Genomic DNA, 24512 nt, shown 5'->3' with positions numbered 1-24512 from the left:
GCGCTCAGGCGCTCGACGACGCCGCGATCAGTGCGATCAACACGATGACGAGCACGATGATCGTCAACGCGATCGCGACCCACCCGAGCACACGACCGGCCACCGCCATGCCGCGGCCCTCCTGCGACCCCTGCGAGGCGTCGATCTCCGCGATCGCGATGTTGCCGAGGATGACCGCCGGGATGCCGACGAACAGCAGGCACGTGAGAAACGACGCGATGCCGCAGACGAGCGCGGCGATCGCCTTGCCGTTGGTCGTCGTCCCCATCGGTGCCCCATAGGGGTTCAGGTACGCCGGGGCGCCGCCACCGGCCTGCGGATACGGCGTTCCCGCGTACGGCCGGCCGTAGGGGGACTGCCCGTAGGCGGGGTTCGGTTGGCCGGCACCGGGGTTCTGCGGATAGCCGTATCCGGTCGGCGGAGGTGGCGGATATCCGTATCCGGGTTGCTCGGTCGTCTGCTCGTCGCGACCGGCGTCGGGCTGCTTGTCCAGCGACGGGCGATACGTCGCGTCGTCGGACCCGGGGTCGGAGGGCGGATATGTCATGTCGTCCTCCTCGGACGTCGTGGATGACCTGGTTTGGTGCCTGCGAGCATACGGCCGATGTCGTTTGTATCCTCGACCCTGTGAGCGCGCAGAGGAACCGGGCCGTCCCGGTGATCGTGGTCGCGGGATTCCTCGGCGCCGGCAAGACCACACTGCTCAACCATGTGCTGCGGACCGCTGACGGTCGCCGAATCGGTGTGGTGGTCAACGACTTCGGGGCGGTGTCGATCGACGCCCTGTTGGTCGCCGGTGCCGTCGACGGCGCGGTCACTCTGGGCAACGGGTGCATCTGCTGCACCGTCGACGCCGATTCCCTCGAGACCGTGCTGGCCGGCCTGGTGGCGCCGACGGCCGGACTCGACGCCGTCGTCATCGAGGCCAGTGGACTCGCCGAACCGACGACGCTCGTGCGGATGGTGACCGCCGCCGCCGGCCCCCGGATCGCCTACGGCGGTCTGATCTATCTGGTCGATGCCGAACACATCGAGCAGACGCGGGCCCGCCACCCCGAGATCGACCGTCACATCGCGATCGCCGACCTCGTCCTGGTCAACAAGTCCGACCGCGTCGCGGCCGAGGTGCTCGCCGGCGTGAGGACCTCACTCCGGCAACTGAACCCCACGGCGGCATTCCACGTGACCGATCACGCCGCCGTCGACGCGGCCATGCTGTTCGACCCGGTCGAACGCGCCGCCGACACAGGCCCGCGACAGCTCGAGCTCGCCGACCTCCTCGACGACACCGCCCACGACCACGGGCACCTCCACGACGGCTACCAGTCCGTCGCGCTGACCGTCGACGACCCGCTCGATCCCCGTCGACTCGCGGTCTTCCTCGAGCGCCCGCCGGCCGGGACCTACCGGGTGAAGGGCGTGACGCACTTCGATGTCGCGGGCCACCGCGGCGCCTTCTCGGTCCACGCCGTCGGCGGCCACGTCACCGTGGCCGACATGCCCGCCGACCACCCGCGGTCGACCGACCTGATCGTCATCGGGTCCGGGCTCGACGTCGACGCGGTCCGCCGCGACCTCGCGGCGGTGGTCCGCGGCGACGATCCGGTCGACCGGCAGTCGATGCTCGCCGTCACCCGCTACCGCGCACCACGCAGGCGGGCGTCGTGAGTTCGGCGGATGGGGAACCGGACCTCGAGCAGGCGATCCGCGACCTGCTCGACCGTCGCGCCGTCACGTCGTCGATCTGTCCGTCCGACGTCGCCCGCGCGGTGCGACCGGACGACTGGCGACCGCTGATGGAGCCGGTTCGGCAGGCCGCGACGCGGCTGATGGAGGCCGGCGAGGTCCAGATCACCCAGCGCGGTGAGGTCGTCGACCCGACGACCGCGCGCGGTCCGATCCGCATCCGCCGACCGCGCGACTGACGCCGATCCCTCGCCTCCGGCCAACGATCGTGCATCGTCTCGGTCACGTCCGGGCAACGAAAACCCGGTGTCGCCGAACGGGTGGGGGAGTAACTCTCGACTACTGGTTCACTGTTACTGATGTGGCACGTGTGACTCATACGTGCCGTCGGCAACCGTGATCGACGAGAGGAGCGCCGCAGTCGACCGTGTTCGAGTCGCTGCGCACCCGCCCATGATCTCTTCCCCCCGCCAGCTCACCCGCACCCGACGTTCGGCGATCGGTGCGGCCGCCGTGATGATCACCGCGAGCATGATCTGCGTACCGTCCATCGCGTCGGCGGCCCCGGCCACACCCGCCCCGGTGCCCTCGAGCCCGGCGCCGGCCCCGGCAGCACCCGCGCCCGAGAAGAAGGATGCACTCGCCGGCAAGACCGTCTTCCTCGACCCCGGACATCAGGGTTCGGCGGCCGGTCACGACCTGCGCAAGCAGGTCTCCGACGGACGCGGCGGTAAGAAGGACTGCCAGACCACCGGTGCGACCGGCGTGAACAAGGCCGCCGAGCACACCGTGAACTGGGACGTGGTGTCACTGGTGAAGGCGGGCCTCGAGAGCCAGGGCGCGAAGGTCGTGCTCAGTCGTCCCGATGACACCGGGTGGGGCGGCTGCGTCGACGAGCGCGCCGCCGCGGCGAACGCGTCGAAGGCCGACGTCGCGGTGAGCGTGCACGCCGATTCGACCTCCGCGGCCGCCGACCCGGCCAAGAAGGGCTTCCACATCATCGTGCCGCAGCTCCCGGTGCCCGACGCCACGGTCAGCGCCGTGCAGGCGACCACCGGTCGCACCGCGGCGAACCTGATGCGCGACGCGTTCCTGAAGGCCGGCTTCCCCGGCGCCAACTACGCCGGTGTCGTCAACGGCATCCAGACCCGCGCCGACATCGCCGCGGTCAACCTCACGAAGGTCCCGGCGGTGTTCATCGAGATGGGCAACCTCTCGAACCCGCAGGAGGCCGACGCCCTGGCCGCGAAGTCGGGTCAGGTCAAATACGCGGTGGCCATCATCGACGGCATCGTCAAGTACCTGCTGTCCACCCCGTCGGCCAACCGGTTGAGCCCGAGTCTCCCTCAAGGAAGCCAGAATTCGCCCTCCACCGGCGAGACGCCGGCCGCTCCGAATGCCAACGGCATCGATCTCAGCGGCCTGCAGGCGATCGTCCCGCTCATCGGTCAGCTCATCGACAGCAAGGACCCGACCGCGATCCTCACCCTGTTGCAGGGCCAGGGACAGGACGCGTCGTCGCAGATCCTGAAGTCGCTGCTGTCGGTGATCTACTCGATCTTCGGCGGCAAGCTCCCCTTCTGACGCCCATCGGTGCCGATAGGCTGGGCCCATGAGCGTCCGGGATCTGCTTGTCATGCGCACGCCCGTTCCGACCCTCGCCGGACGTGCGGTTCTCGTCACCGGTGCGGCGAGCGGGATCGGTAAGGCCACTGCGATCGCCGCGGCCGATGCCGGTGCGCGGATGGTCCTCACCGACATCGACGGACCCCGCCTGGCCGATACGGTCTCCGAGATCACCGGACGCGGCGGACGTGTCCTGTTCTCGCAGCCCGGTGACGTCAGCGATCACGAGTGGGTGAGCGCGTTCGCCTCGGCGGTCGAGGCCGACCACGGCACGATGGACGTGGTGATGAACATCGCCGGGGTCTCGGCGTGGGGGACGGTGGAGAATCTCCGCCACGAGACGTGGCGCAAGATGGTGGACATCAACCTGATGGGTCCCATCCACATCATCGAATGCTTTGTGCCGCAGATGGTCCGACGCGGATCGGGTGGTCATCTCGTCAACGTGTCGTCGGCTGCGGGCCTCATGGCACTGCCGTGGCACGCCGCCTACAGCGCCAGCAAGTTCGGCATCCGGGGCGTCTCGGAGGTCCTGCGCTTCGACCTTCGCCGCCACGGGATCGGCGTCTCGCTGGTGTGTCCCGGAGCGGTGGCCACACCGCTGGTCGGCACCGTCGACATCGCCGGCGTCGACACCAGCGATCCCCGGATCGTGGCCGCCGTGCGTCGTTTCGAGAAGCGCGCGGTGACACCCGAGCGTGCGGCCGAGGCGATCATCGCCGGCGTCACCGGAAACCGATGGATGGTCTACACCTCGACCGACATCCGCCTCGGATACTGGTTGTCGCGAAAGTTCGCGTGGCCCTACGAGATCGGCATGCGGATCGCCAACGACCAGTTCGATCGACTCGCCCGCGTCACCGCGACATCGGCGCCGCGGGGCGACCGGTCAGTGCGGCGCTGACCACCACGTGTCGAACGGTGTGACCGGGACGGTCCGCTTGTGGCGCGTGCGGACGAACAGTCCTTCGATGGTCTCGGCGACGTCGTCGGGCACGTCGTGGCCCTCGAGGTAGTCGTCGATCTGGGCGTAGGTCACGCCCAGCGCCTCCTCGTCAGGCAGGGCCGGGCGGTCGTCCTCGAGGTCGGCGGTCGGGACCTTCGCGGTCACCGAGTCCGGCGCTCCGAGGTGGCGCAGGATCTGCGCGCCCTGCCGCTTGCTCAGTCCCGTCAGGGGGGTGAGGTCGACACCACCGTCGCCGAACTTGGTGAAGAACCCGCTGACCGCCTCGGCGGCGTGGTCGGTGCCCACCACCAGCAGCGAGTCCTGCCCGGCGAGGGCGTACTGGGTCACCATGCGCACGCGCGCCTTGATGTTGCCGCGCACGAAGTCTCGCAACGGTTCGCCGAGGGCGTCGCCCGCGACCGAACCGATCGCGTCGGAGCCGGGTTTGATGTTGGTGACGACCGTGCGGTCGGGCTCGATGAAACGCAGGGCTATCTGTGCGTCGGATTCGTCGGCCTGCTCGCCGTAGGGCAGGCGGACCGCCACGAAGGTGGCCTCGCCACCGCCGGCGCGGATCTCCTCGACGGCCTGTTGGCACAGTTTTCCGGCCAGTGAACTGTCCTGTCCGCCACTGATTCCCAGCACGAAACCGGCTGCGCCGCTCGCTGCGAGGTATCCCGTGAGGAAATCGACGCGGCGCCTGATCTCGGCGTCGGGGTCGATCTCGGGGAGTACCTCGAGTTCGGCGATGATGGACTTCTGGAGAGGCCGCATCACTTCATGGTAACCAGTGTCGGCGTGGCACGCTGAGGTCGTGAACGCAGATCACCCGGCGTCGGTGCACACCAAGACCCGCCCCGACGCCCACCCGGACTTCTTCGCCGCCGAGGCCGCGGGACTGCGCTGGCTCGGGTCTGCCGGAGCGCCCGTGGTCGAGGTGATGGAGGTGGCGCGGGATCGGATCGTGCTGTTGCGCCTGTCGCAGGCGCGACCCGACCGCGACGCGGCGCAGCGGTTCGGCCGTGCACTGGCGGCGGTCCACGATGCGGGAGCGGTGTCGTTCGGAGCGAAGCCGGACGGTTTCGAGGGGCAGGTGTTCATCGGCAGCCGCCCGATGGCGTGCCGTCCCGCCCGATCGTGGGGTGAGTTCTACGCGACCCAACGGGTGGCCGATTTCCTCGACATCGCCGTCGAGGCGGGCAACCTCACCGCCGCCGACGAGCGGGACACGCGGGCGGCCTGCGAGCTCATCGCCTCGGGAGACCTCGACGACGACGAGACCCCGGCGCGTCTGCACGGCGACCTGTGGAACGGCAACGTCATGTGGACGCCCGACGGTGTCGTCATGATCGATCCGGCCGCGCACGGGGGTCATCGCGAGACCGATCTGGCGATGCTGTCGCTGTTCGGGTGCCCGCTGCTCGAGACGATCCTCGAGGGCTATCAGCAGGTGCATCCGCTGCGGGCGGGGTGGCGCGACCGGGTCGCGTTGCACCAGATGCACCCGCTCGCGGTCCATGCCGCCGGGCACGGGCCGGGTTACGGGCGTGCGCTGGGCGAGGCGGCGCGTGCGGTGCTCACGTCGTGAGCACGATCAGGGATTGACCCCGCGGTAGCGGGCGCGGGGGATCGGAGGCAGATCGCCGGGCCGTGGTGACTCGTCGCGGCTCGGCGGGGGGCGACGACGACCGGTGCCGTCGCTGCGCGGCGGGACCTCGCGTTCGCTCCGGGGGACGGCCAGGTCGCGTTCTCCCCGCGGCGGCGGCCGACGGCGGGCCGCCTCGTCGTCACGGCGGCGGGCCGCCTCCTCGTCACGGCGGCGGGCGGAGGCGTCGTCGGTCGCGGGTCGTCGTGGTGCAGGTGCGTCCCACCGCGAGGCCGGTGTCGGGGCGACATCGGTGCGGCGGTGACCGGCCAGGGGTGCGGGTGTCGACCGTCCACGTTCGGGCGGGGTGCGGTCGGGGCGCGGGGTGCGCTCGGCGCCCGGCCTGCGGTTGGTGACGCGCGTGGGTTCGTCGGCGATCCGCCGTGCGCGCGTCCGGTCCGGTTCGTCCGGGCGGGGTGCAGCGCCGCGGGCGCCGGGCCGACGGCTCGCGCGGGCGCCGGCTTCGGTCGTCGCGCCATCGCTCTTCGCGGTGGCGGCGGTTCGGGTCCGGGTGCGCGTGGTCGCCTTCGCCGCGTGGTGGCGGGCCGAACGCTTGGGGGTCGATTCCGTGCGGCCACGGGTCAACAGAGCCCGGCCTACTCCCAGCACGGCGACCGCGATGAAGGTCCAGGCCATCAGCGGGAAGGTCTTCGCGATGGGCAGCATGACGTTGAGGATCAGCTGCCGCAGGCCGGAACCGGAGTCGGCCTTGAGGAGGTAGAGGGTGATGAGCGCGACGCCGAAGGCGATCAGCGGGGGCTGCGAGATCGCGGTGAACAGCGAACGACGACGCACCGCGAGCACGGCGACGACGCAGCCGATGAAGTACAGGATCCGGTAGGTGGTGGAGAGTCCGTCGGTGTTCGATGCGTCGATGATCGCGCCCGCGACGGTCGGCACCAGGGCGATCAGGACCGCGCCCCACCAGGGCACACCGCGGACCGTCGGCAGTACCGATTGCTGTTCGGTGGGTATCCCCGAACGCGTCTGTTGGGCAGAGAACACAGGTAGACGGTACCGGGTGGATCGTCGATGACGGTTCCGGCCGACCCGCGTGGCGTGGCCGTTCGCGACATGGGGCGCGGTGCGCGGTCAGCTGGCGTCGCTGCTGCGCACCGCCCGGATGGTCGCGTCGACGGCCGGGGTGGTGTGCGGTGCGTCGTCGCCCGCGCCGTAGAAGGCGTCGAGTTCGCCCAGTTTGCGTGCGGTGACCAGCACGCGAGATTCCATCGCACCGACGGTCGCGTTGAACGACTCGACCGCCTTCCCGATCGAGCCGCCGAGGCGGTCGAGGTGGCCGGTGAGGGTGCCCAGTCGGTGGTACAGCTCACGGCCGAGGGCGTGGATCTGCTCGGCGTCGCGGGCCATGGCGTCGTCGCGCCAGGTCAGCGCGACGGTCTTGAGCAGTGCGATGAGGCTCGACGGCGTCGCGATCACCACATTGCGACCGAAGGCGTATTCGACGAGGTCCGGGTCCATCCGACAGGCGGCCTCCAGGATGGGGTCACCCGGGACGAACAGCACCACCATCTCGGGGGTGCGGGCCACCGCCCGCCAGTACTGCTTGCCCGCCAGGGCGGTGACATGGGCGCGCAGGGCCGCGGCGTGATCGGTGAGCAGGCGTCGCTCGCGGCTCACGTCGTCGGTGGCGACGGCGTCGAGATACGCCTGCAGGGGCACTTTCGCGTCGACGACGATGTCGCGGTCCGACGGCAGGTGCACCACGAGATCAGGGCGCAGTCCCGACTCGGTGGTGAACTGGGGCGAGAAATCGCAGTAGCGCGACATGCCCGACGCCTCGACGACCTTCTGCAGGTGCATCTCGCCCCACCGCCCGCGCAGCTGTGGCGTGTGCAGGGCATTGGCCAGTCGCTGCGTGTACGACCCCAACTGTGTCGACGCGGCCCGCACCCCGCTCACCTGCTCGCTCAGCCCGGCGAACGAGCTGATGCGGGAACGCTCGGTGCGTGCGAGCTCCTCGGCGAGACGGCCGAGGGTGTCGTGCAGGGGTCCGACGATGGACGCGACCTGCGTCCCGATCGCGCCGGACTGCCGGCGGGCGGCGTCCTCGCTCGCGGCGGCCAGCGCCTGCGAGAGGAGTGCGTGACTCTCGCGGATCGCCGCCGAGCGCGCCGCGTACACCCACCATCCGGCGGCGAACCCGATGACGATGCCGACGACGGCGGCGGCGACTGTGCTGACACTCATGTGTCACATGGTGCACAAGGGGTCCGACAGGGCCGATCGACTCAGGCCGCGTCGACGCTCGCGTACTTCGCCTCGTGGGCGATGAGTGCCGCCTTGCGGTCGAGCCCGTAGCGGAATCCGCCGAGGGTGCCGTCGCGGCGTTGGACGCGATGACACGGCACGAAGAGCGCGGCGGCGTTGCGCGCGCAGGTGGCGGCCGCGGCCCGGTGGGCGGAGCCCTTGCCGGCGCGTTCGGCGAGCTCGGCGTAGGTCACCTGGCCGCCGGGCGCGACCTTGCGTAGTACGTCCCACGCGTGGGTCACGAACGGGCCCGACACCTGGCGGACCGGGATCTCGTCGATCGCGGCGAGGTCGCCCTCGTCGTACCGGAGGAGGGCGGTCGTGACGACGCCCAGGTCGTCGACGCGCAGGAGTTCGTCGGGACGTAGCTCGGTGTTGATGAGCGCGAGCAGGTACTCAGGGTCCTCGGTCCAGCCCGAGGCGAGGACGGTGCCCGCGCGGACGATGGTGGTGAACGCGCCCGTGTTCAGGGTGGTGGTCGACCAGTGGGCGGTGGTCATGATGTCTCCTCGTGTGTCGTGGTTGTCGTACTCGGACGTTCGCCGTGCAGCGACGGTTCCGTCTCCCGGAGCGCGTCGTGCCACAGGTGCATCGACACGTATGACCGCCACGGCGACCATCGCCGCGCGTCGGTGAGATCGAGACCGAGATGGTCGGCCCGGCGTCGCAGGATGAGGTCGGTGTCGAGCAGGACGTCGGGATCACCGAGCACGCGCATCGCCACGTAGTCGGCGGTCCATCGTCCGATGCCGGGTAGGGCTATGAGGTGTTCGCGCATCTCGTCGGCCGCGACCCCGGTGTGCAGGGGGATCGCGTCCTCCGCGACCGCCTGGGCGACGGCGATGATCGACGCGACGCGTCGTTTCGGTCCGGTGAGCACGGTGTGGCCGTGTTCGGCGACGGCGGCGGGCGTGGGGAACAGGTGTGTCACGGGCGCGGTCCCGATGTCCGGGCCGAGGGGTTCACCGAGGGCGGCCACGAGTCGCCGACCGTGGGTGCGCGCGGCGGCGAGACTGATCTGTTGGCCGAGCATGGTGCGCATCAGGGTCTCGAATCCGTCGACCGCGCCGGGTACCCGGATGCCGGGGCGGCGTGCCACCAGCGGGGCGAGATCGGCGTCGCCGCCCAGGCTCTCGTCGACCGCGACGATGTCGGCGTCGAGGTCGAGCAACCGTCGCAACCGGTGGACCGCGGTGCCGAGATCGCGGACGTCGACTCCGCTGATGTCGGCGCTCACGTGATCGGGGTGCATGGTCAGCGAGGCGGTCGCGGCCCCCGCGGGCAGCGACAGCGACCGGTGGTAGGTGGTGCCGTCGAAGTGTTCGAGGCCCTCGATCACGTGGCCGGCGAGGAACCAGGTGAGCCATTCCGGTGAGAACGGCTGCCGCACCGACAGTTTGAGCCGCACGTTCAAGGCGGGGCGGTCGGTGTCGACTGTCGTGTCACGCGTGGCGGTGGCGGTGCCCGCACGGCGGCGGCGCATCTCGCTCGGTGTGCTCGCGAAGACCTCGCGCACGGTGTCGTTGAACTGCCGCACGCTCGCGAACCCCGACGCGAAGGCGATGTCGGCCATCGGCATCGCGGTGCATTCGATGAGGATCCGCGCGTTCGTCGCCCGGTTGGCGCGGGCCAGGGCCAGCGGTCCGGCCCCGAGTTCCTCGGTGAGCACCCGGTTGAGCTGGCGCGGCGAGTAGCCCAGGGCCGCCGACAACCCGTCGACGCCGTCGCGGTCGACCAGCCCGTCGCCGATGAGCCGCATGGCCCGCGCGGCGAGGTCGCCGGAGAGGTTCCAGCGCGGCGATCCCGGTACCGCGTCGGGGAGACATCGACGGCAGGCGCGGAACCCGCCCTGCTGGGCCGCGGCGGCGGTGACCACGAAGTCGACGTTCTCGGCGCGCGGCGTGACGGCCGGACACGACGGACGGCAGTAGATACCGGTGGTGCGGACGGCGACGAAGAACTGACCGTCGAACCTGCTGTCGCGGGCCGACACCGCGCGATAGCAGCGTTCGAAGTCCAGATCGGGCGAGGTGGCCACCGCGGGTGTCATGACTCCACTGTGTCAGCCCGCCCGATCGCCCACTGGCGGGTTTCGGACACGTGGGTCGCGGCCCGGTGGGGCGGGTCTGTCAGCAGCACCGCCCCTGGGGGTCCGCCTCCTGCTCGTCGTGCCGCATGCGCCAGTAGGCGCGTTCGGACAGCGCGGGCGTCTCCGGGTGCCGGGCGGTGTGGTGGGCGACGTAGCGGCGGTAGTCGTGATCGCCCATCACCGCGCCGATGTACGACCACGCCGTGCGGACCGCCGCGGCGAACGTCGCCTGTCCGTTGCCCGCGGCTCGGTCTCCCCGTGTCGTCACCGCAACGACTCCGTGGGGTGGTCGTCGTGTGTCGGTGACGCGCGGTGTTCGGCCCACTCCTTCTCGATCGCCTTCTCGGTGGGGGTCGCGATCATGCCGCTGGGCGCGAACAGCTTCGAGGGGACCGGTTCGTCCTCTGTGGTCGGCAGTCCGCCGGCGCGGAACGCCTTGATGCACACCCACGCTCCGGCGAGCGCCACGACGATGACCAGCACCGCGAACACGATCGACAGGGTGCCCTGGATGAAGGTGTTGCGGATGACGGCATCCATCTGCTCCGGCGTCGTGGCCGTCTTGAACGACGTCGCGCCGGAGTCTTTCGCGTTCTGGAATGCGTCGTGGTTCGCCCAGTACCCGATCGCCGGGTTCGAGGAGAAGATCTTCTGGTACGACGCGGTCATGGTCACCGCAAGGTCCCAGACCAGGGGCAGGCCCGGGATCCAGGCCCACTTGAACAGGCCCTTCTTCACCACGACCACCAGCACCACGGTGAGGGCGACGGCGGCGAGCAGCTGGTTGGCGATGCCGAACAGCGGGAACAGGGTGTTGATGCCACCGAGTGGATCGGTCACACCCATCAGCAGGATCGAACCCCAGCCGGCGACCACGATGAACGTGCACACCCACGCCCCGACCCGCCACGACGGCTCGGCGAACCGCTTGCCGCCCTTCACGTTCGACAGACCGTCGGAGAGCATGAACCGTGCGACGCGGGTACCGGCGTCGACCGTGGTGAGGATGAACAGTGCCTCGAACATGATCGCGAAGTGATACCAGAACGCCTTCAGCGACGACCCGCCGAACGCCTGCTGCAGCGTCTCCGACATACCCATCGCCAGCGTCGGCGCGCCACCGGTCCGGGAGATCAGCGACGGTTCCTCGACGCCGTCGGCGAACGCCTGCAGTTGTTCGGCCGAGGTCGGCGGCCCGGACAGCCCGAGCTTGGTGTTCGTGTACTGCGCTGCGGTCTCGGCGGTTCCACCGGTCACACCCTTGGGGGCGTTCATCGCGAAGTAGAGGTGCTGGTCGAGGATGCAGGCGGTGATCAGCGCCATGATGGCCACGAACGACTCGACGAGCATGCCGCCGTAGCCGATGATGCGCGCCTGGCTCTCCTTCTCCAGCAGCTTCGGGGTGGTACCGGAGGCGATCAGCGCGTGGAATCCCGACAGCGCGCCGCACGCGATGGTGATGAACAGGAACGGGAACAGTGAGCCCGCGAACGCGGGACCCTGACCGTTGGAGGCGAACTCACTGACCGCGGGTGCGTTCATCACCGGTCGGGCGATGAGGATCCCGACCGCGAGCAGCGCGATGGTGCCGACCTTCATGAACGTCGACAGGTAGTCGCGCGGTGCCAGCACGAGCCACACCGGCAGCACGGCCGCGGCGAATCCGTAGATGATGATCGCCCAGCTCAGGAAGACCGGTGAGAGCGTGAACCAGTCCTCGCCCCAACTGGTCTCGGCGACCCAGCCGCCGGAGACGATGGCGAGCATCAACAGGACGAACCCGATCGCGGAGACCTCGGAGATCCGGCCCGGTCGCAGGTAGCGCAGGTACACGCCCATGAACACCGCGATCGGCAGCGTCATCGCGAGCGAGAAGACGCCCCACGGGCTCTCGGCCAGTGCGTTGACGACGACGAGTCCGAGGACGGCGATCAGGATGATCATGATGACGAAGACCGCGACGATCGCTGCGATGCCGCCGACGTTGCCCAACTCGTCGCGGGCCATCTGGCCCAGGCTGCGGCCGCGACGCCGTGTGGAGATCGACAGCACCAGGTAGTCCTGCACGGCGCCGGCGAAGACGACGCCCACGATGATCCAGATCGTCCCCGGCAGATACCCCATCTGCGCGGCGAGCACGGGTCCCACGAGGGGGCCGGCGCCGGCGATGGCGGCGAAGTGGTGGCCGAAGAGGACCCGCCGATCGGTCGGCATGTAGTCCTTGGCGTTGTCGAGGATCTCCGCCGGTGTCGCGTGGTCATCGCGGGGTTTGATGACCTTGGTCTCGATCAGTCGCGCGTAGAAGCGGTAGGCGATGACGTAGGTGCACACCGCGGCGAGGACGAACCAGACGGCGTTGACACTCTCGCCGCGCACGATGGCGATCACCGCCCACGAGACGGCGCCGACGAGGCCGATGATCGCGAAGAGGATCCGCTTGCCGACGGTCATCGGGGAGCGGTCGACGATGGCGACCGGCGGGAGTGCGGGGTCGTTGGTGATGAGCTCTATGTCGGGGTGGTGCGGGCGTTCTCGGGTGGTTGTCACCGTGGGTCCTCTCCGATGTCGCAACCGATGCCGTGGGCATCGACGCGGGCCATTGTGTGGCGCGCGTCACTATACCGACGGCCCGGCGGGCGCCGACGAGGGCGGGCATTTCGGCCAGGGGGCGCGAAATCGCGGACACCCACCGGCTGGGCATGTCATCCTCGTAACATGCGCGTAACACGGAAGAAGAGGGACGAGCGACCTCTCGCGGAGTTCCCGGGGTGGGGCCTGGAGATCATGATGGGTCTCTACGGCGAACAGCAGGTGCGCGACGCCCTCGCGGCCGAATGTGCCGACGAGGCACCGCGACAGCCTGTCTCCGATGCGGCTCCCGCGGCCGAACACGCGACGCCGGCCGGCTCGACGGAGGCGACCGAGTTCGAGGCGGTCACCTCGATGCTCGCTCGGGTGCGCCGACTGCGTCGTCGCTGACGGCGTCAGCCGAGGCGCACGCGCAGCACCTTGTCCTGGTCGTCACCGTTGTCGGTGGTGATGAGCAGTGATCCATCGGGCGCGGTGGTGATCGACCGCAGTCGCCCCTGCGAACCCTGCAGGAGGTCGACGCGCTCGGTGGTCGAGGTACCGGCGGCATCGAGACGCAGGAGCATCAGGCGCTGTGCCTTGAGGGTGGCCACCGCGATCATCCCGTTGTACTGCCGCCACGACGGGCCGAGGAACTCGAGGTCGGCGACGGCGAGCGTCGGATCTCCCGAGGACCACACCGCCGGAACCGATCCCGGGTGGCGCGTCTCGTCGGTCATGGGGACGTTCTCGTCATAGGAACCGCTGCCGGTGTTCGGGTCCCACCCGTAGTTCGCCTGCGGGCGTTCCAGATTCAGCTCGTCGTCGATGGTCGGCCCGTGTTCGGTCGTGTAGAGCCGATCGGTACCGGGCGCGAACGCGAGGCCCTGCGGGTTGCGGTGCCCGAGGCTGTGGACGGGTGTGCCGGGGAAGGTCCCCGATGCCGGTGTCCCGTCGGCGTTGATGTGGAGGACCTTGCCGCCGAGGCTCCGGAGATCCTGCGGGGCGGTGGGATCGGCGGTGTCACCGGTGGACACCCAGAGCGTGCCGTCGGGCGCGGGCAGGATGCGACATCCGCTGTGTCGCCCGGACGCGCCCAGCGGGATCCCGGGGAGGACGGTGCCGGTCTGTCGCATCGACGACCAGTCGGCCGCGGCGTTCCAGCGGACCACGCGGACGTCGCCGGCGTTGCTCGCCGCGCAGGTGTAGACGGTGCGTGAGGTGTCGAAGTCGGTGGCGAGCGTCAGCGCCATCAACCCGCCCTCGCCGCGTGCACGGACATCGGAGGTGTCGGCGGAGACCTCGGCGACACGACCGTCATTGTGTCGCACGACGATACGGCCACCGCGTTCGCCGGTGACGATGTTGCCGGCGCGGTCGATCGCGACATCCCAGGGATGGTCGAGCCCGGTCATGAGCTCGGTGACCCGCACCTGGCCGTCGACCACGGCGGTCGACGACCCGGCGGCGGGGGTGCCGTTCGAGGTCGACGACGAGGTGGGGTTCGCGTCGGAGCACGAGGCGAGGAGCAGGCCGGCGGACAGGGCCGCGACGGCGACGGGCAGAGCCCGGCGGGACTGGGTGGTCGGCTTTGTCCGATACGCGATCACCTCCTCGAAGGTACACGCGCGCGGCCGTCGACCGGGTGGCCGCGAACCGCGCCCGGGCGTCGAGCCCCGTCGTGTAGCGTCGGCTACGCAGCCGAGAACCCGCGCTGAGGACTGTCCGCGGACCGGCTCGCCCGGCGCAGCGATGTCTCGAAGTCGAACCGCATCCGTCGTGGAGGTGGCCCCCCATGGCCGACAAGAAATCCGAGAAGGACAACCCGTCGCTGAAAGACCCTGACCTGTACGAGGAATTGCGCGACGAGGGCAATTCCAAGGAGAAGGCCGCGCGCATCTCCAATGCGGCGGCGAAGCGCGGACGCTCGGCCGTCGGGCATTCCGGCGGAACATCACCGGCCTACGACGAGTGGACCGTGGCGGAACTGCGCGACCGGGCCAAAGAGCTGGGCCTGCACAACTATTCGGACAAGAACAAGAGCGATCTCATCGATCTGCTCCGTTCGCACTAGAGGAGACAACACATGTCGAATGACCTGACCGGCAAGACGATCGCGTTCCTGGTGGCTCCCGAGGGCATCGAGCAGGTGGAGCTCACGCAGCCCTGGGAGGCGGTGAAGCAGGCCGGGGGCACCCCGAAGCTGGTGTCGACCGACCCGGGCACTGTGCAGGGGTTCAACCATCTCGACAAGGCCGACAACTTCGACGTCGACGCCACCGTCGGCGAGGTCGGCGCCGCCGATTTCGACGCCCTGGTGCTGCCGGGCGGCGTCGCCAACCCCGACTACCTGCGCACCGTGGAGTCCGCCGTCGCGTTCACCGCGAAGTTCTTCGATCTCGGCAAGCCCGTCGCGGCCATCTGCCATGCGCCGTGGACTCTCATCGAGGCCGGGGTCCTGGCCGGCCGGACGTTGACCTCGTGGCCGAGCCTGCAGACCGACATCCGCAACTCCGGCGCGACCTGGGTCGATCAGGAGGTCGTGGAGTGCACCGCGGGCCCCAACACCCTGGTCACCAGCCGCAACCCCGACGACCTGCCGGCGTTCTGTGAGCGTCTCACCGCGGTCGTCGCGGCGGGCTGACACCGATGGCCACCCGGATCGGGTTCAAGCTCATGGCCGAGACGTTCGATCCGAAGGAGATCGTCCGTCAGGCCGTGGCCGCCGAGCGTGCGGGTTTCGACTTCGTCGAGATCAGCGACCACTACCACCCCTGGCTCTACAGCCACAAGCATTCCGGGTTCGCCTGGTCGATGCTCGCGGCGATCGCCGTGCAGACCGAGACCCTCGGTCTCGCAACCGGTGTGACGTGTCCGTTCATCCGGTACCACCCGGCGATCATCGCGCAGGCCGCGGCGACCACGGCCCTGTTGTCCGACGGCCGCTTCACCCTCGGTCTCGGATCGGGTGAGCGTCTCAACGAACACGTCACCGGGGCCACCTGGCCCTCGGCGCACATCCGTCACGAGATGCTGCGCGAGGCGATCGAGGTGATCCGCCTGTTGTGGTCGGGCGGCTATCACACCTACCAGGGCAAGCACATCACCCTCGACGACGCCCGCGTCTTCGACCTCCCCGACGAGTTGCCCGAGATCGTCGTGGCCGCCGGTGGGACCAACGCCGCCGAGATCGCCGGTCGTTCCGGTGACGGGCTGTTCACCACCGAGCCCGATGCCGACCTGATCGCCGCCTACCGCGACGCCGGGGGCACCGGAGCCCGCTACACCGAGGTCCCGATGGCGTGGGCCGACGACGTCGACACCGCCGTGGCCTCGGCCCACGAGAAGTTCCGGTTCGGTCTCACGGGGTGGAAGGTGCAGTCCGAGTTGCCGAATCCGATCAACTTCGAGGCGGCCACCTCGTTGGTGCGCCCCTCCGACGTCGCCGATGCCATGTCGTGTGGGCCCGACATCGACGCCCACGTCGCGTCGGCGAAGGAGTTCGCCGACGCCGGGTTCGATCATCTGACCCTGCTCAACGCCGGGCCCGATGTCGACGCGTTCCTCGCCGTCTGCGAGTCCGACCTCATCGGAAAGATCCGGTCGGTGGCGGGCTGAGCGAGTCGGTGGCGCGTGGGGCGATATGTGACGATTGACCCATGCCGCATGGCGCAGAGGTAGGGGACCGTCCGACTCGGGGTTCGGTGTACGCGCGGCATCTCCGCTTCGCCGCCGTCGTGGGCGTGCAGATCGTGGCCGTCGCCGCGGCGCTGTGGCTGGTCGGATGGTCGATCGGCGAGCTGTGGGTGATCCTCCTCCCGGTGGTGCTGGCGATCATCGCCTGCACCGTTTTGTGGCCGCCGGTGCGGTGGTTGCGTTCCGAGGGCATCCCACCCGCGGGCGCGGTGCTGCTCGTGCTGCTGGTGGCCGCGCTCGTGATCGCCGGAGTGGTCGCCGCGATCGCCCCCTCCATCGTCGAGCAGACGACCGAACTGGGTGACCGCGCCACCGCCGGTGTGGTGCAGGTGCAGGACTGGCTGCAGGGCCCGCCACTGCGGATCAGCGACGACCAACTCGACACCGCGGTCAGCGCACTCACCGATCGGTTGCAGTCGAGCAGCGAGCAGATCGCCGCCGGACTGTTCACCGGCGTCGGAGCGGTCACCTCCGCCCTGGTCACCGTCTTCACGATGCTCGTGGTGATCTTCTTCCTGCTCAAGGACGGCCCGCGTTTCCTCCCGTGGCTGCGGCGATCGGTGGGCAACCCGGCCGCGCCGCATCTCGCAGAGATGCTGACCCGCGTCTGGAAGACCCTCGGCGGGTTCATCCGCACGCAGGCCCTGGTGAGCCTGGTCGACGCGTTCTTCATCGGGCTGGGGCTGGTCATCCTCGGGGTGCCGCTGGCCTATGCGCTGGCCGTCATCACCTTCATCGCCGGCTTCGTCCCGATCGTGGGCGCGTTCGTCGCCGGCGGCCTGGCGGTGCTGATCGCGCTCGTCTCCAACGGGGTCGTCACCGCGCTGATCGTGTTGGCGATCATCCTCGCGGTGCAGCAACTCGAGGGCAACGTGCTCTCGCCATGGCTGCAGTCGAAGTCGATGAACCTCCACGCCGTCATCGTGCTGCTGTCGGTGACGTTGGGCAGCACCCTGTTCGGAGTCATCGGTGCCTTCCTCGCGGTTCCCGTCGCCGCCTCGGCCGCGGTGATCATCCGGTACTACGGCGAGCAGGTGTCGTTGCGTACCGGCGAGACCGACCCCGACGAGGTGAAGGTTCTCGCCGACGACACCGCCATCGTCGACGCCGCGACCCCCGACCCCGCCGATCGGGCAGATAACGCCACCAATCGGGCAGAAAACGGCGTCGATCGTGCAGAAAAGCCTGCCGACGGTCCCGCGGAGTAGCCGCCGACGCCCACGGGTGTGAGCTGGGGGACCGGCGAAAACTAGACTGGTCCCTCGTGAGCCTCACCCTTGGAATCGTCGGACTGCCCAACGTCGGCAAGTCAACCCTGTTCAATGCCCTGACCCGCAACGATGTGCTGGCCGCGAACTACCCGTTCGCCACCATCGAGCCGAACGTCGGGATGGTCGAACTGCCCGATTCCCGTCTGGGTCGTCTGGCCGAGATCCACTCCAGCGAGAAGATCCTGCCCGCGACGGTGTCGTTCGTCGACATCGCCGGCATCGTGAAGGGCGCGTCGGAGGGTGAGGGCATGGGCAACCAGTTCCTCGCCAACATCCGCGAGGCCGAGGCCATCTGCCAGGTCGTCCGCGTGTTCGCCGACGACGACGTGGTGCACGTCGACGGCCGCGTCGATCCGCTCGCCGACATCGAGGTCATCGAGACCGAGCTGATCCTCGCCGACATGCAGACCCTCGAGAAGGCGATCCCGCGCCTGGAGAAGGACGCACGCAAGGACAAAAGCCTCGCCGAGTCCCTGGCCGCGGCGCAGAAGGCGCAGGAGCTGCTCAACAGCGGCAAGACCCTGTTCTCGCAGCAGGATTCGATCGATCTCGCCTCGCTGCGTGATCTGCACCTGATGACCACCAAGCCGTTCCTCTACGTCTTCAACGCCGACGAGTCGGTGCTCACCGACGACGCCAAAAAGGACGAACTGCGTGCCGCGGTCGCGCCGGCCGACGCGGTCTTCCTCGACGCCAAGGTCGAGAGCGAGCTCCTCGAGCTCGACGCCGAGGACGCGCAAGAGCTGCTCGACTCGATCGGCCAGACCGAGCCCGGCCTGCACTCGTTGGCCCGTGCCGGCTTCCACACCCTCGGCCTGCAGACCTACCTCACGGCGGGCCCGAAAGAGTCGCGCGCGTGGACGATCCACAAGGGCGACACCGCCCCGAAGGCCGCCGGCGTCATCCACACCGACTTCGAGAAGGGCTTCATCAAGGCCGAGATCGTGTCGTTCGACGACCTCGACGCCGCGGGCACCATGGCCGCCGCCAAGGCCGCCGGCAAGGTCCGCATGGAGGGCAAGGACTACGTCATGCACGACGGCGACGTCGTCGAGTTCCGCTTCAACGTCTGATCGATCGGACAACCCCATGGCAGCATTCGCGATCGGCGACACGGTGCAGATCACGGGCAGTGTGATGACCGGAAACGTCGGCACCGTGGTCCACGTCGACGAGGGCCGGGGTCGCTATCTCGTCCGCGTCGGTGCCGTCACCCAGAACTATTTCTCCGGCGACGACCTCAAATTGTTCTCGTCCTGAGCGACCGAGGTGATCGCTCCCGTGGCCGTTCGTGTCGTCTACCGACACATACTGCTACTGATGCCGTTCGTGCTATGACCGACCTCGAGAACGCGTACGACGCGGTGGCGGATTCGTATGTCGAGATCGTCCCCGACGCATCGTTCGAGGCCGACAGTGATCTCCGGCTGATCAGCGAATTCGTCGAGATGTTGCCGGGCCGAGAGGTTCTCGACGCCGGGTGTGGCGGCGGGCGCATGATCACCCACCTGGAGTCTCTGAACGATCGACTCGTGATCGACGGTGTCGATCTATCCCCCCGAATGGTCGACCACGCGCGACGCGCTCATCCGACCCGTCGAATCCGTCGGGGCAACCTCACCGAATTGCCGTACCCCGACAGCAGCGTCGACGGGGTTCTCGGCTGGTATTCGATCATCCACACGCTGCCGGATGCGCTCGACCGAACTCTCCGTGAGTTCGCGCGAGTCCTTCGACCCGGAGGTGTTCTGTTGACGGGCTTTCAGGCCGGAGACGGACCTCGTGTCATCGCCGGCGCATACGGATGCGACGTCACGATGCCCGCACACCTGCATCGCGCACACGACGTCGCCGAACGAATGCGCCATGTCGGGCTCCTTCCGGTCACCGTCGTCGAGCGCGCGCCACGCTCGGTTGACGCCCACCCGCAGGGCTTCGTCCTCGCACGACACCCCGGATCATCTGCCGATGCGAGCGCTGCTCGAGGTGGGTGATCCCATCGCCGCCGCCTCGTGCACGACGACCGCGGCGAGGACGATGAGCACGGCCAGGGACAGGCGGAACGTGATGCCGCCGATGCCGTTCACGGCGACGGCCACGGCGAGGATCGCGACGGGTGACGCGAGCACCGTGAGGACGGCCACCATCGGTCGCTGTCTCGCGTAGGCGGCCTGCACGAGCGCCGCGACGACCACAAGCGCTGCCGCACAGGCGGTCACGATCCCCGTCCACTCGAGCCCGCCGCGCACCGCGTAGTCGATCTCGAGCGAGGTGGAATAGGCCTTCGACAGCTCGACACCCTCGAGCGGTTCGTACGAACCGTTGTAGGTGACCGTCCGTCCGTTGCCGAGGTTTAACCACGACACCTGCCCCGCGGCCAGAGCGACGACCACATACACCCACCACGCCGCCCGTCGGAGGCGACGTGCACCGGTCAGGATTCGCTCGGCGTCCATGTGCCCCACCCTGACACAGATCCGTAGCAGTTCTTCCCGCTGTGCGGGAGGAACTGCTACGCATACAGACGTGACCTCGACGCAGACCCTCGACGACGCCGACAGGCGAGCGATCGCACGGTGGGCGGCCGCCTGCGCGGAGCGTGTGCTCCCACTGTTCGACGCCGACCCCGAGGCGGCGCACGCGATTCACGACGCCCTGGCCCGAACGCGTGCGTTCAGCGCGGGGGAGAGCAGCGCGGCCGTCGAGATAGGGAAGCGGATGATCGCGGTGAAGGCAGCCGGGGCCGCGACGACCTCCGCCGGTGCCGCAGCAGCCCGGTCGGTGGCCCAGGCGTCGGGGGTCGCCCATATGGGTGCCCATGCGCTCGGCGCCGCGGCCTACGCGGTGAGAGCGGTGTCGCTGGCGCACCCCGGTGACGACGGCACGGTCGCCGACGAGATCGACTGGCAGGTGGCGGAGTGCACCGAGAGTGAGCGCGCGATCCTGCGAATGCTGCCGCCGGTGGGCGCCGAATCCGGTGGCCCGCTCGGGCCAGGGCTGATGACGCGCGGCATCCTCGGCGACACGATCCGCGAGATCCAGGAGCGCGTCGGTTCGGCATCGACGTGATCGATCACCCACTGCGGCCGTGCTCAGCGGCCGGATCGGAGGCTAGTCTCGGGCCGTGATCGTATGGATCAACGGCACCCACGGGGTGGGCAAGACCACCACAGCTGCGCTGGTGCAGCAGAAGTTGCCGGGGTCGCGCGTGCTCGACGCCGAGAAGGTCGGTGCCACACTGATGAGCATCACCCCGGGATTGCCCGAGACGGACAACTTCCAACACTGGGCGCCGTGGCGGCCGCTCGTGGTCGAGACCGCTCGGCGCGTGGTCGACTACACCGGCGGCGTCCTGGTCATGCCGATGACGGTCCTTGTCGAGGAGTACTGGCGCGAGATCAGCGCCGGACTGGCTGCATACTCGATTCCGTTGCGGCACTTCGTGCTCCACGCCGATCGTGAAACCCTGCGCAGCAGGATCATGAACGACACCACGCTGGGGCCGTCGGCTTTCCGTCTCGGATACCTGACGGACTACGAGGAAGCTGCGGGGACGTGGTTGCACCACGAAGCGGAGGTGGTCGACACCACTGCGCTCGCCCCCGTCGTCGTCGCCGAACTCATTGCCAGAGCGGTCATCGCGACATGAGCGCCGACCGCGACGACTTCACCATGGCGGTGCTCGATGTCGTCGACCAGATCCCACCCGGGCGGGTGATGACGTACGGCGCCATTGCCGAACACCTGCAGCGCGGCGGTCCACGGGGCGTCGGCGGCGTGATGGCCCGCGACGGCGAGGCGGTGACGTGGTGGCGGGTGGTCCGCGCGAACGGGACGCTCCCGGCGCACCTGATGATCGACGCGCAGGAGCACTGGCACACCGAGGGGACACCGTTGCGGCGCGGGATCGTCGACATCGAGGCCGCGCGATGGTGGCCGGAGTGACCGTCACGCCCGCCGCCGGGGCGCGATCGCTCACCGCCGGCGCCCTGGTGCTGTTGACCGCCCTGTACTTCGCGCAGGGTCTGCCGTTCGGGTTCTTCACCCAGGCGCTACCGGTGGTGCTGCGCAGGTCCGGCTACTCACTCGTCACCATCAGCGCGACGGGCATCCTGTTCGCGCCCTGGGCGTTGAAGTTCCTGTGGGCGCCCTACGTCGACCGCTACGGATCCCGTCGTCGATGGTTGCTCACCCTCCAATCCGCCTCGGCCGCAGTCGCTCTGATCCTCGCGTGCCTGGATCTCTCCACGACGCTGACGTGGCTGTTCATCGGCATCGCGGTGGTCAATGTCTTCTCCGCGACGCAGGACATCGTCACCGACGGCCTCGCGGTGCGGCTGCTCGGCGAGCGAGAACGCGGTCTCGGCAACGCGATCCAGGTCGGTGCCTACCGCGTCGGCATGATCGTCGGGGGAGGAGCACTGCTGTGGCTGTTCTCCCTGGGCGGGTGGCGCGTGCTGTTCGTCGCGATGGCCGCACTGTTGGTGCTGTCGACGATCCCGGTGTGGTTCCTGCGCGCGCAGACCGAAACCGCCGACGATGCCGCGAAGGAGTCGACGAGGCCGTCGGCCCCGGCGATGTCGGTGGCGTGGATCGCGCGCCTTCGCCGTCCCGGGATGATCGCGTTCATCCTCCTGGTCGCCGCCTACAAGTTCGGCAACTCCATGGGATCGGCTCTGGTGGGCCCGTTCCTGTCCGACGCCGGCCTCACGTTGTCGCAGATCGCGCTCATCGAGGGGGCGCTGTCGTCGGTGTCGGCACTGCTCGGTGCGGCGCTCGGCGGGTGGTACGCCTTCCTGCACGGCCGCAGGCACGCCCTCGCCGTCGCGGGGATTGCGCAGACCGCCGCGCTGGTGCTCTATGTCGTCGCGTCGTTCGACGTCGGCGGACTGCCCCTGCTCGTGTCGGCGAGTGTCGCCGAACACGTCCTCGGCGGCGCCGCCACGGTGGTCGTGTTCGCGCTCATGATGGACGCCTGTCAGCGTGAGTACGCAGGTAGCGACTACACCCTCATGGCGTGTGCGGTCGTGTTCTCCCAGGGCGCAGCCGGTTTCGCCGCCGGCGTGGTGGGCGATGTGTTCGGGTACACGGCGATGTTCGGTTCCGCGTTCGTCCTGTCCGGCATCGGCTGCGCGGTGCTCATGATCGCCCTCGCGCGCGGGGTCGGACCCGTCGAACTGCGTAGGTCGCTCGGGGTCCACTCGCCGGACCGCGCGGCATGATGGAGCGATGAGCATCGATCGCGCCCCCGAGGTCTCCCGACGTCTCGCCCGTCGACTCGCCGTGTGGGGCGGGATCTCGACGGTGGCGGGTGGTGCGCTCGCGGTGGCCGGCCCCACCCCGCGGTCGCGGGCCTTCGGACTCCAGAACGCGATGTGGGGCGCGATCGACGTGGCCATCGCCGCGATCTCGACCCGTCAGTCGACCCCGCCGACATCGGCGAAGCTGCGCCGGTTGCTGCTCGTCAACACCGGACTCGACGTCGGCTATGTCGCGGGCGGTGCGCATCTCGCCGCCCGGACGCCGAGTTTCGGTGGCCGGATCACCGCCGATCAGGCACGGGGGCACGGTGCGGCGGTGATGGTGCAGGGTGCGGCGCTGTTCGTCCTCGACCTCACCCACGCCCGCGCCCTGTGGTGACCGACGATCAGGGTCACATGTCGGTGGCGGCGACAACCGCCTGCCACAGTGCCTCTCGCGACTGCGGTGAATCCCTGCGCCACGACGGGTAGTGCGTGGGTCGGGGTGCGCGGTCGTGCCAGAACTTCCCGTTCGTGCTCGTCGCCTCGGGAGAGGCGGCGAGCCAGACGATGGTGTCGGCGCCGTCGTGCGCGGTGCGCAGGATCGGCTTCATCACCTTGCCGAAGCCCGGGATCGAGTCGGTGACACCGGGGGTGTCGGCCCAGCCCGGATGCATGCTGTGCACCTTCGGGTCGTCGGGGAGTGAGAGATGCCGTGCGAGTTGCTCGGTGATCACCACCTGCATCCGCTTGGTCCGTGCGTAGGCGGTGAGTCCGGAGTAGTCACCCTCGGTGAACTCGAGATCGGTCGTCGTCAACGGCACCGGGTACATCCCGCCACTCGACACGAACACCACGCGGGAGTCCGCGTCGAAGAGTTCGCGCAGGCCGATCGTCATCGCGACCGGCCCGAGCACATGGGTGGCGAACGCGGCTTCGTGGCCCTGCTTCGACTCGGTGCGTTCCGGTGGCATCACACCGGCGCAGTGGACCACCGCGTGGATACCGGTCAGATCGGCGCGCAGGTCGGTGACGAGCCGGGCGACGGCGTCGAGGTCACTGATGTCGCACTCGCGGATCACGAGGTCGGCGTCGCGGACCTCGCCCCGGATGGTGTCGGCGGACGACTCGAGGCGCTCCGCGGACCGTCCCACCAGATGCACCCGCGCTCCGAGTCTCGTGAGCCCCGCCGCGGTCGCCGCGCCGAGTCCGGACGAGCCACCGGTGACGACGATCTCGGTGGGGGAGCTGAACGGCTCGGGGTCGGATGCCCAGAAACGTCTCCGCACAGCCGACCCGATTACCGAGTAGCCGGGGATGACAGTGACATCGAGCGCGGTGTCGATCGCGCGGGTCAACAGGCTCATGACCACGAGGTTAGTCGGCGACGATCCGGCAATTGGGACACGGAACAACCACCGACCCGATTCTTTATAGTGAGTCAAAGCAAAGGTGTCGAATCGAGAACTATTGATGC

At 69.2% G+C, this 24512-nt stretch carries 29 protein-coding genes; 18 read left to right on the top strand and 11 right to left on the bottom strand.

Translation table 11 applies throughout. The features are described from left to right. Positions 1-4: 4 nt before the first annotated feature. Positions 5-547 carry a DUF4190 domain-containing protein gene (locus TU34_RS14010; RefSeq protein WP_052688936.1) on the bottom strand — a complete coding sequence of 181 codons (543 nt, stop codon included), beginning with the start codon at positions 545-547 and terminating at the stop codon, positions 5-7. An 80-nt stretch (positions 548-627) separates the two neighbouring features. Between TU34_RS14010 and TU34_RS14005 the strand changes: the two genes are divergently transcribed. The 4 genes from TU34_RS14005 (at position 628) to TU34_RS13990 (ending at position 4216) form a co-directional block, all read left to right on the top strand. Beyond that, positions 628-1668, top strand: coding sequence for a CobW family GTP-binding protein (locus tag TU34_RS14005; RefSeq protein WP_045823518.1), 1041 nt, complete (start codon positions 628-630; stop codon positions 1666-1668). Beyond that, positions 1665-1925, top strand: coding sequence for a DUF3253 domain-containing protein (locus TU34_RS14000; protein WP_045823517.1), 261 nt, complete (start codon positions 1665-1667; stop codon positions 1923-1925). Before TU34_RS14005 ends, TU34_RS14000 begins: the two co-directional genes overlap by 4 nt. A 214-nt stretch (positions 1926-2139) precedes the next feature. Then, the gene (locus tag TU34_RS13995) at positions 2140-3270 is read left to right on the top strand and encodes an N-acetylmuramoyl-L-alanine amidase (protein WP_238981311.1); all 1131 of its coding nucleotides are present in this window, start codon (positions 2140-2142) and stop codon (positions 3268-3270) included. Between the two features lie 28 nt (positions 3271-3298). Then, positions 3299-4216, top strand: a complete 918-nt coding sequence (locus TU34_RS13990) for an SDR family oxidoreductase (protein ID WP_045823516.1) — start codon at positions 3299-3301, stop codon at positions 4214-4216. On the opposite strand, the gene nadE is transcribed toward TU34_RS13990, so the two are convergent. Then, entirely contained in the window at positions 4202-5032 is an 831-nt protein-coding gene (gene nadE, locus TU34_RS13985) for an ammonia-dependent NAD(+) synthetase (RefSeq protein ID WP_045823515.1), read from the bottom strand. The two genes, TU34_RS13990 and nadE, sit on opposite strands and share 15 nt — an antisense overlap. Before the next feature lie 40 nt (positions 5033-5072). On the opposite strand from nadE, the gene TU34_RS13980 reads away from it, so the two are divergent. Further along, on the top strand, positions 5073-5846 hold the full coding sequence (locus tag TU34_RS13980; RefSeq protein ID WP_045823584.1) for a fructosamine kinase family protein: 774 nt from the start codon (positions 5073-5075) through the stop codon (positions 5844-5846). Between the two features lie 6 nt (positions 5847-5852). Here the strand turns inward: TU34_RS13980 and TU34_RS22385 are convergent, their stop codons facing one another. From TU34_RS22385 to TU34_RS13950, 6 genes are all read right to left on the bottom strand, one after another. Beyond that, positions 5853-6908 carry a DUF6542 domain-containing protein gene (locus TU34_RS22385; RefSeq protein ID WP_052688935.1) on the bottom strand — a complete coding sequence of 352 codons (1056 nt, stop codon included), beginning with the start codon at positions 6906-6908 and terminating at the stop codon, positions 5853-5855. A gap of 87 nt (positions 6909-6995) precedes the next feature. Next, positions 6996-8111 carry a DNA recombination protein RmuC gene (locus TU34_RS13970; RefSeq protein ID WP_045823514.1) on the bottom strand — a complete coding sequence of 372 codons (1116 nt, stop codon included), beginning with the start codon at positions 8109-8111 and terminating at the stop codon, positions 6996-6998. Positions 8112-8152: 41 nt separating this feature from the next. Then, positions 8153-8671 carry a methylated-DNA--[protein]-cysteine S-methyltransferase gene (locus tag TU34_RS13965; RefSeq protein WP_045823513.1) on the bottom strand — a complete coding sequence of 173 codons (519 nt, stop codon included), beginning with the start codon at positions 8669-8671 and terminating at the stop codon, positions 8153-8155. Next, a complete protein-coding gene (locus TU34_RS13960; protein ID WP_045823512.1) occupies positions 8668-10221 on the bottom strand; it encodes an AlkA N-terminal domain-containing protein in 1554 nt (517 codons plus the stop codon). The genes TU34_RS13965 and TU34_RS13960 overlap by 4 nt, the downstream gene beginning before the upstream one ends. A gap of 79 nt (positions 10222-10300) precedes the next feature. Next, the gene (locus tag TU34_RS24495; RefSeq protein ID WP_045823511.1) at positions 10301-10528 is read right to left on the bottom strand and encodes a YbdD/YjiX family protein; all 228 of its coding nucleotides are present in this window, start codon (positions 10526-10528) and stop codon (positions 10301-10303) included. Continuing rightward, a complete protein-coding gene (locus TU34_RS13950; protein WP_150116529.1) occupies positions 10525-12807 on the bottom strand; it encodes a carbon starvation CstA family protein in 2283 nt (760 codons plus the stop codon). The genes TU34_RS24495 and TU34_RS13950 overlap by 4 nt, the downstream gene beginning before the upstream one ends. A 168-nt stretch (positions 12808-12975) precedes the next feature. Between TU34_RS13950 and TU34_RS13945 the strand changes: the two genes are divergently transcribed. Continuing rightward, positions 12976-13239 (top strand): hypothetical protein, encoded by a 264-nt coding sequence (locus TU34_RS13945; RefSeq protein WP_045823509.1) that lies wholly within the window; start codon positions 12976-12978, stop codon positions 13237-13239. Between the two features lie 5 nt (positions 13240-13244). On the opposite strand, the gene TU34_RS13940 is transcribed toward TU34_RS13945, so the two are convergent. Continuing rightward, complete coding sequence (locus TU34_RS13940) at positions 13245-14438, bottom strand: PQQ-dependent sugar dehydrogenase (RefSeq protein ID WP_238981310.1); 1194 nt, start codon at positions 14436-14438, stop codon at positions 13245-13247. A 185-nt stretch (positions 14439-14623) separates the two neighbouring features. On the opposite strand from TU34_RS13940, the gene TU34_RS13935 reads away from it, so the two are divergent. The 7 genes from TU34_RS13935 (at position 14624) to TU34_RS13910 (ending at position 19789) form a co-directional block, all read left to right on the top strand. Next, positions 14624-14902: a DUF7218 family protein gene (locus TU34_RS13935; RefSeq protein WP_045823508.1), complete on the top strand. Its 279-nt coding sequence runs from the start codon at positions 14624-14626 to the stop codon at positions 14900-14902. A gap of 12 nt (positions 14903-14914) precedes the next feature. Then, positions 14915-15472, top strand: coding sequence for a type 1 glutamine amidotransferase domain-containing protein (locus tag TU34_RS13930; RefSeq protein ID WP_045823507.1), 558 nt, complete (start codon positions 14915-14917; stop codon positions 15470-15472). Positions 15473-15477: 5 nt separating this feature from the next. Continuing rightward, positions 15478-16446, top strand: a complete 969-nt coding sequence (locus tag TU34_RS13925) for a TIGR03557 family F420-dependent LLM class oxidoreductase (protein ID WP_045823506.1) — start codon at positions 15478-15480, stop codon at positions 16444-16446. Between the two features lie 41 nt (positions 16447-16487). Beyond that, positions 16488-17732, top strand: coding sequence for an AI-2E family transporter (locus TU34_RS13920; protein WP_045823505.1), 1245 nt, complete (start codon positions 16488-16490; stop codon positions 17730-17732). Between the two features lie 56 nt (positions 17733-17788). After that, positions 17789-18868 carry a redox-regulated ATPase YchF gene (ychF, locus tag TU34_RS13915; RefSeq protein ID WP_045823504.1) on the top strand — a complete coding sequence of 360 codons (1080 nt, stop codon included), beginning with the start codon at positions 17789-17791 and terminating at the stop codon, positions 18866-18868. 16 nt (positions 18869-18884) lie between these two features. Next, positions 18885-19055 (top strand): KOW domain-containing RNA-binding protein, encoded by a 171-nt coding sequence (locus TU34_RS24100; protein WP_203225461.1) that lies wholly within the window; start codon positions 18885-18887, stop codon positions 19053-19055. Positions 19056-19129: 74 nt separating this feature from the next. Then, positions 19130-19789: a class I SAM-dependent methyltransferase gene (locus TU34_RS13910; protein ID WP_045823503.1), complete on the top strand. Its 660-nt coding sequence runs from the start codon at positions 19130-19132 to the stop codon at positions 19787-19789. On the opposite strand, the gene TU34_RS13905 is transcribed toward TU34_RS13910, so the two are convergent. Then, the gene (locus TU34_RS13905; RefSeq protein ID WP_045823502.1) at positions 19754-20251 is read right to left on the bottom strand and encodes a hypothetical protein; all 498 of its coding nucleotides are present in this window, start codon (positions 20249-20251) and stop codon (positions 19754-19756) included. The two genes, TU34_RS13910 and TU34_RS13905, sit on opposite strands and share 36 nt — an antisense overlap. Before the next feature lie 70 nt (positions 20252-20321). Here TU34_RS13905 and TU34_RS13900 point away from each other — a divergent pair, with 70 nt between their 5' ends. The 5 genes from TU34_RS13900 to TU34_RS13880 are packed head-to-tail and all read left to right on the top strand — an operon-like array spanning position 20322 to position 23435. After that, positions 20322-20864 carry a putative immunity protein gene (locus tag TU34_RS13900; protein ID WP_045823501.1) on the top strand — a complete coding sequence of 181 codons (543 nt, stop codon included), beginning with the start codon at positions 20322-20324 and terminating at the stop codon, positions 20862-20864. Between the two features lie 55 nt (positions 20865-20919). Beyond that, complete coding sequence (locus TU34_RS13895) at positions 20920-21444, top strand: AAA family ATPase (RefSeq protein WP_045823500.1); 525 nt, start codon at positions 20920-20922, stop codon at positions 21442-21444. Next, positions 21441-21740 (top strand): MGMT family protein, encoded by a 300-nt coding sequence (locus TU34_RS13890; protein ID WP_045823499.1) that lies wholly within the window; start codon positions 21441-21443, stop codon positions 21738-21740. The genes TU34_RS13895 and TU34_RS13890 overlap by 4 nt, the downstream gene beginning before the upstream one ends. Beyond that, positions 21737-23017 carry an MFS transporter gene (locus TU34_RS13885; protein WP_420835186.1) on the top strand — a complete coding sequence of 427 codons (1281 nt, stop codon included), beginning with the start codon at positions 21737-21739 and terminating at the stop codon, positions 23015-23017. Before TU34_RS13890 ends, TU34_RS13885 begins: the two co-directional genes overlap by 4 nt. Before the next feature lie 7 nt (positions 23018-23024). Next, positions 23025-23435 (top strand): DUF6992 family protein, encoded by a 411-nt coding sequence (locus TU34_RS13880; RefSeq protein ID WP_045823497.1) that lies wholly within the window; start codon positions 23025-23027, stop codon positions 23433-23435. A 13-nt stretch (positions 23436-23448) separates the two neighbouring features. On the opposite strand, the gene TU34_RS13875 is transcribed toward TU34_RS13880, so the two are convergent. After that, positions 23449-24402 (bottom strand): SDR family NAD(P)-dependent oxidoreductase, encoded by a 954-nt coding sequence (locus TU34_RS13875; RefSeq protein ID WP_045823581.1) that lies wholly within the window; start codon positions 24400-24402, stop codon positions 23449-23451. Between the last annotated feature and the right edge of the window lie 110 nt (positions 24403-24512).

This window comes from Williamsia herbipolensis (assembly GCF_000964005.1).
Taxonomy (GTDB): Bacteria; Actinomycetota; Actinomycetes; order Mycobacteriales; family Mycobacteriaceae; genus Williamsia_A; species Williamsia_A herbipolensis.
This window is presented reverse-complemented; position numbering and strand designations above follow the sequence as displayed.

Coding starts and splice junctions, on each gene's coding strand:
- TU34_RS14010 (WP_052688936.1), bottom strand. CDS start 547: ATGACATATCCGCCCTCCGACCCCGGGTCCGACGACGCGACGTATCGC.
- TU34_RS13995 (WP_238981311.1), top strand. CDS start 2,140: ATGATCTCTTCCCCCCGCCAGCTCACCCGCACCCGACGTTCGGCGATC.
- TU34_RS13990 (WP_045823516.1), top strand. CDS start 3,299: ATGAGCGTCCGGGATCTGCTTGTCATGCGCACGCCCGTTCCGACCCTC.
- nadE (WP_045823515.1), bottom strand. CDS start 5,032: ATGCGGCCTCTCCAGAAGTCCATCATCGCCGAACTCGAGGTACTCCCC.
- TU34_RS13970 (WP_045823514.1), bottom strand. CDS start 8,111: ATGAGTGTCAGCACAGTCGCCGCCGCCGTCGTCGGCATCGTCATCGGG.
- TU34_RS13965 (WP_045823513.1), bottom strand. CDS start 8,671: ATGACCACCGCCCACTGGTCGACCACCACCCTGAACACGGGCGCGTTC.
- TU34_RS13960 (WP_045823512.1), bottom strand. CDS start 10,221: ATGACACCCGCGGTGGCCACCTCGCCCGATCTGGACTTCGAACGCTGC.
- TU34_RS13945 (WP_045823509.1), top strand. CDS start 12,976: ATGCGCGTAACACGGAAGAAGAGGGACGAGCGACCTCTCGCGGAGTTC.
- TU34_RS13935 (WP_045823508.1), top strand. CDS start 14,624: ATGGCCGACAAGAAATCCGAGAAGGACAACCCGTCGCTGAAAGACCCT.
- TU34_RS13930 (WP_045823507.1), top strand. CDS start 14,915: ATGTCGAATGACCTGACCGGCAAGACGATCGCGTTCCTGGTGGCTCCC.
- TU34_RS13925 (WP_045823506.1), top strand. CDS start 15,478: ATGGCCACCCGGATCGGGTTCAAGCTCATGGCCGAGACGTTCGATCCG.
- TU34_RS13920 (WP_045823505.1), top strand. CDS start 16,488: ATGCCGCATGGCGCAGAGGTAGGGGACCGTCCGACTCGGGGTTCGGTG.
- TU34_RS24100 (WP_203225461.1), top strand. CDS start 18,885: ATGGCAGCATTCGCGATCGGCGACACGGTGCAGATCACGGGCAGTGTG.
- TU34_RS13910 (WP_045823503.1), top strand. CDS start 19,130: ATGACCGACCTCGAGAACGCGTACGACGCGGTGGCGGATTCGTATGTC.
- TU34_RS13905 (WP_045823502.1), bottom strand. CDS start 20,251: ATGGACGCCGAGCGAATCCTGACCGGTGCACGTCGCCTCCGACGGGCG.
- TU34_RS13890 (WP_045823499.1), top strand. CDS start 21,441: ATGAGCGCCGACCGCGACGACTTCACCATGGCGGTGCTCGATGTCGTC.
- TU34_RS13880 (WP_045823497.1), top strand. CDS start 23,025: ATGAGCATCGATCGCGCCCCCGAGGTCTCCCGACGTCTCGCCCGTCGA.
- TU34_RS13875 (WP_045823581.1), bottom strand. CDS start 24,402: ATGAGCCTGTTGACCCGCGCGATCGACACCGCGCTCGATGTCACTGTC.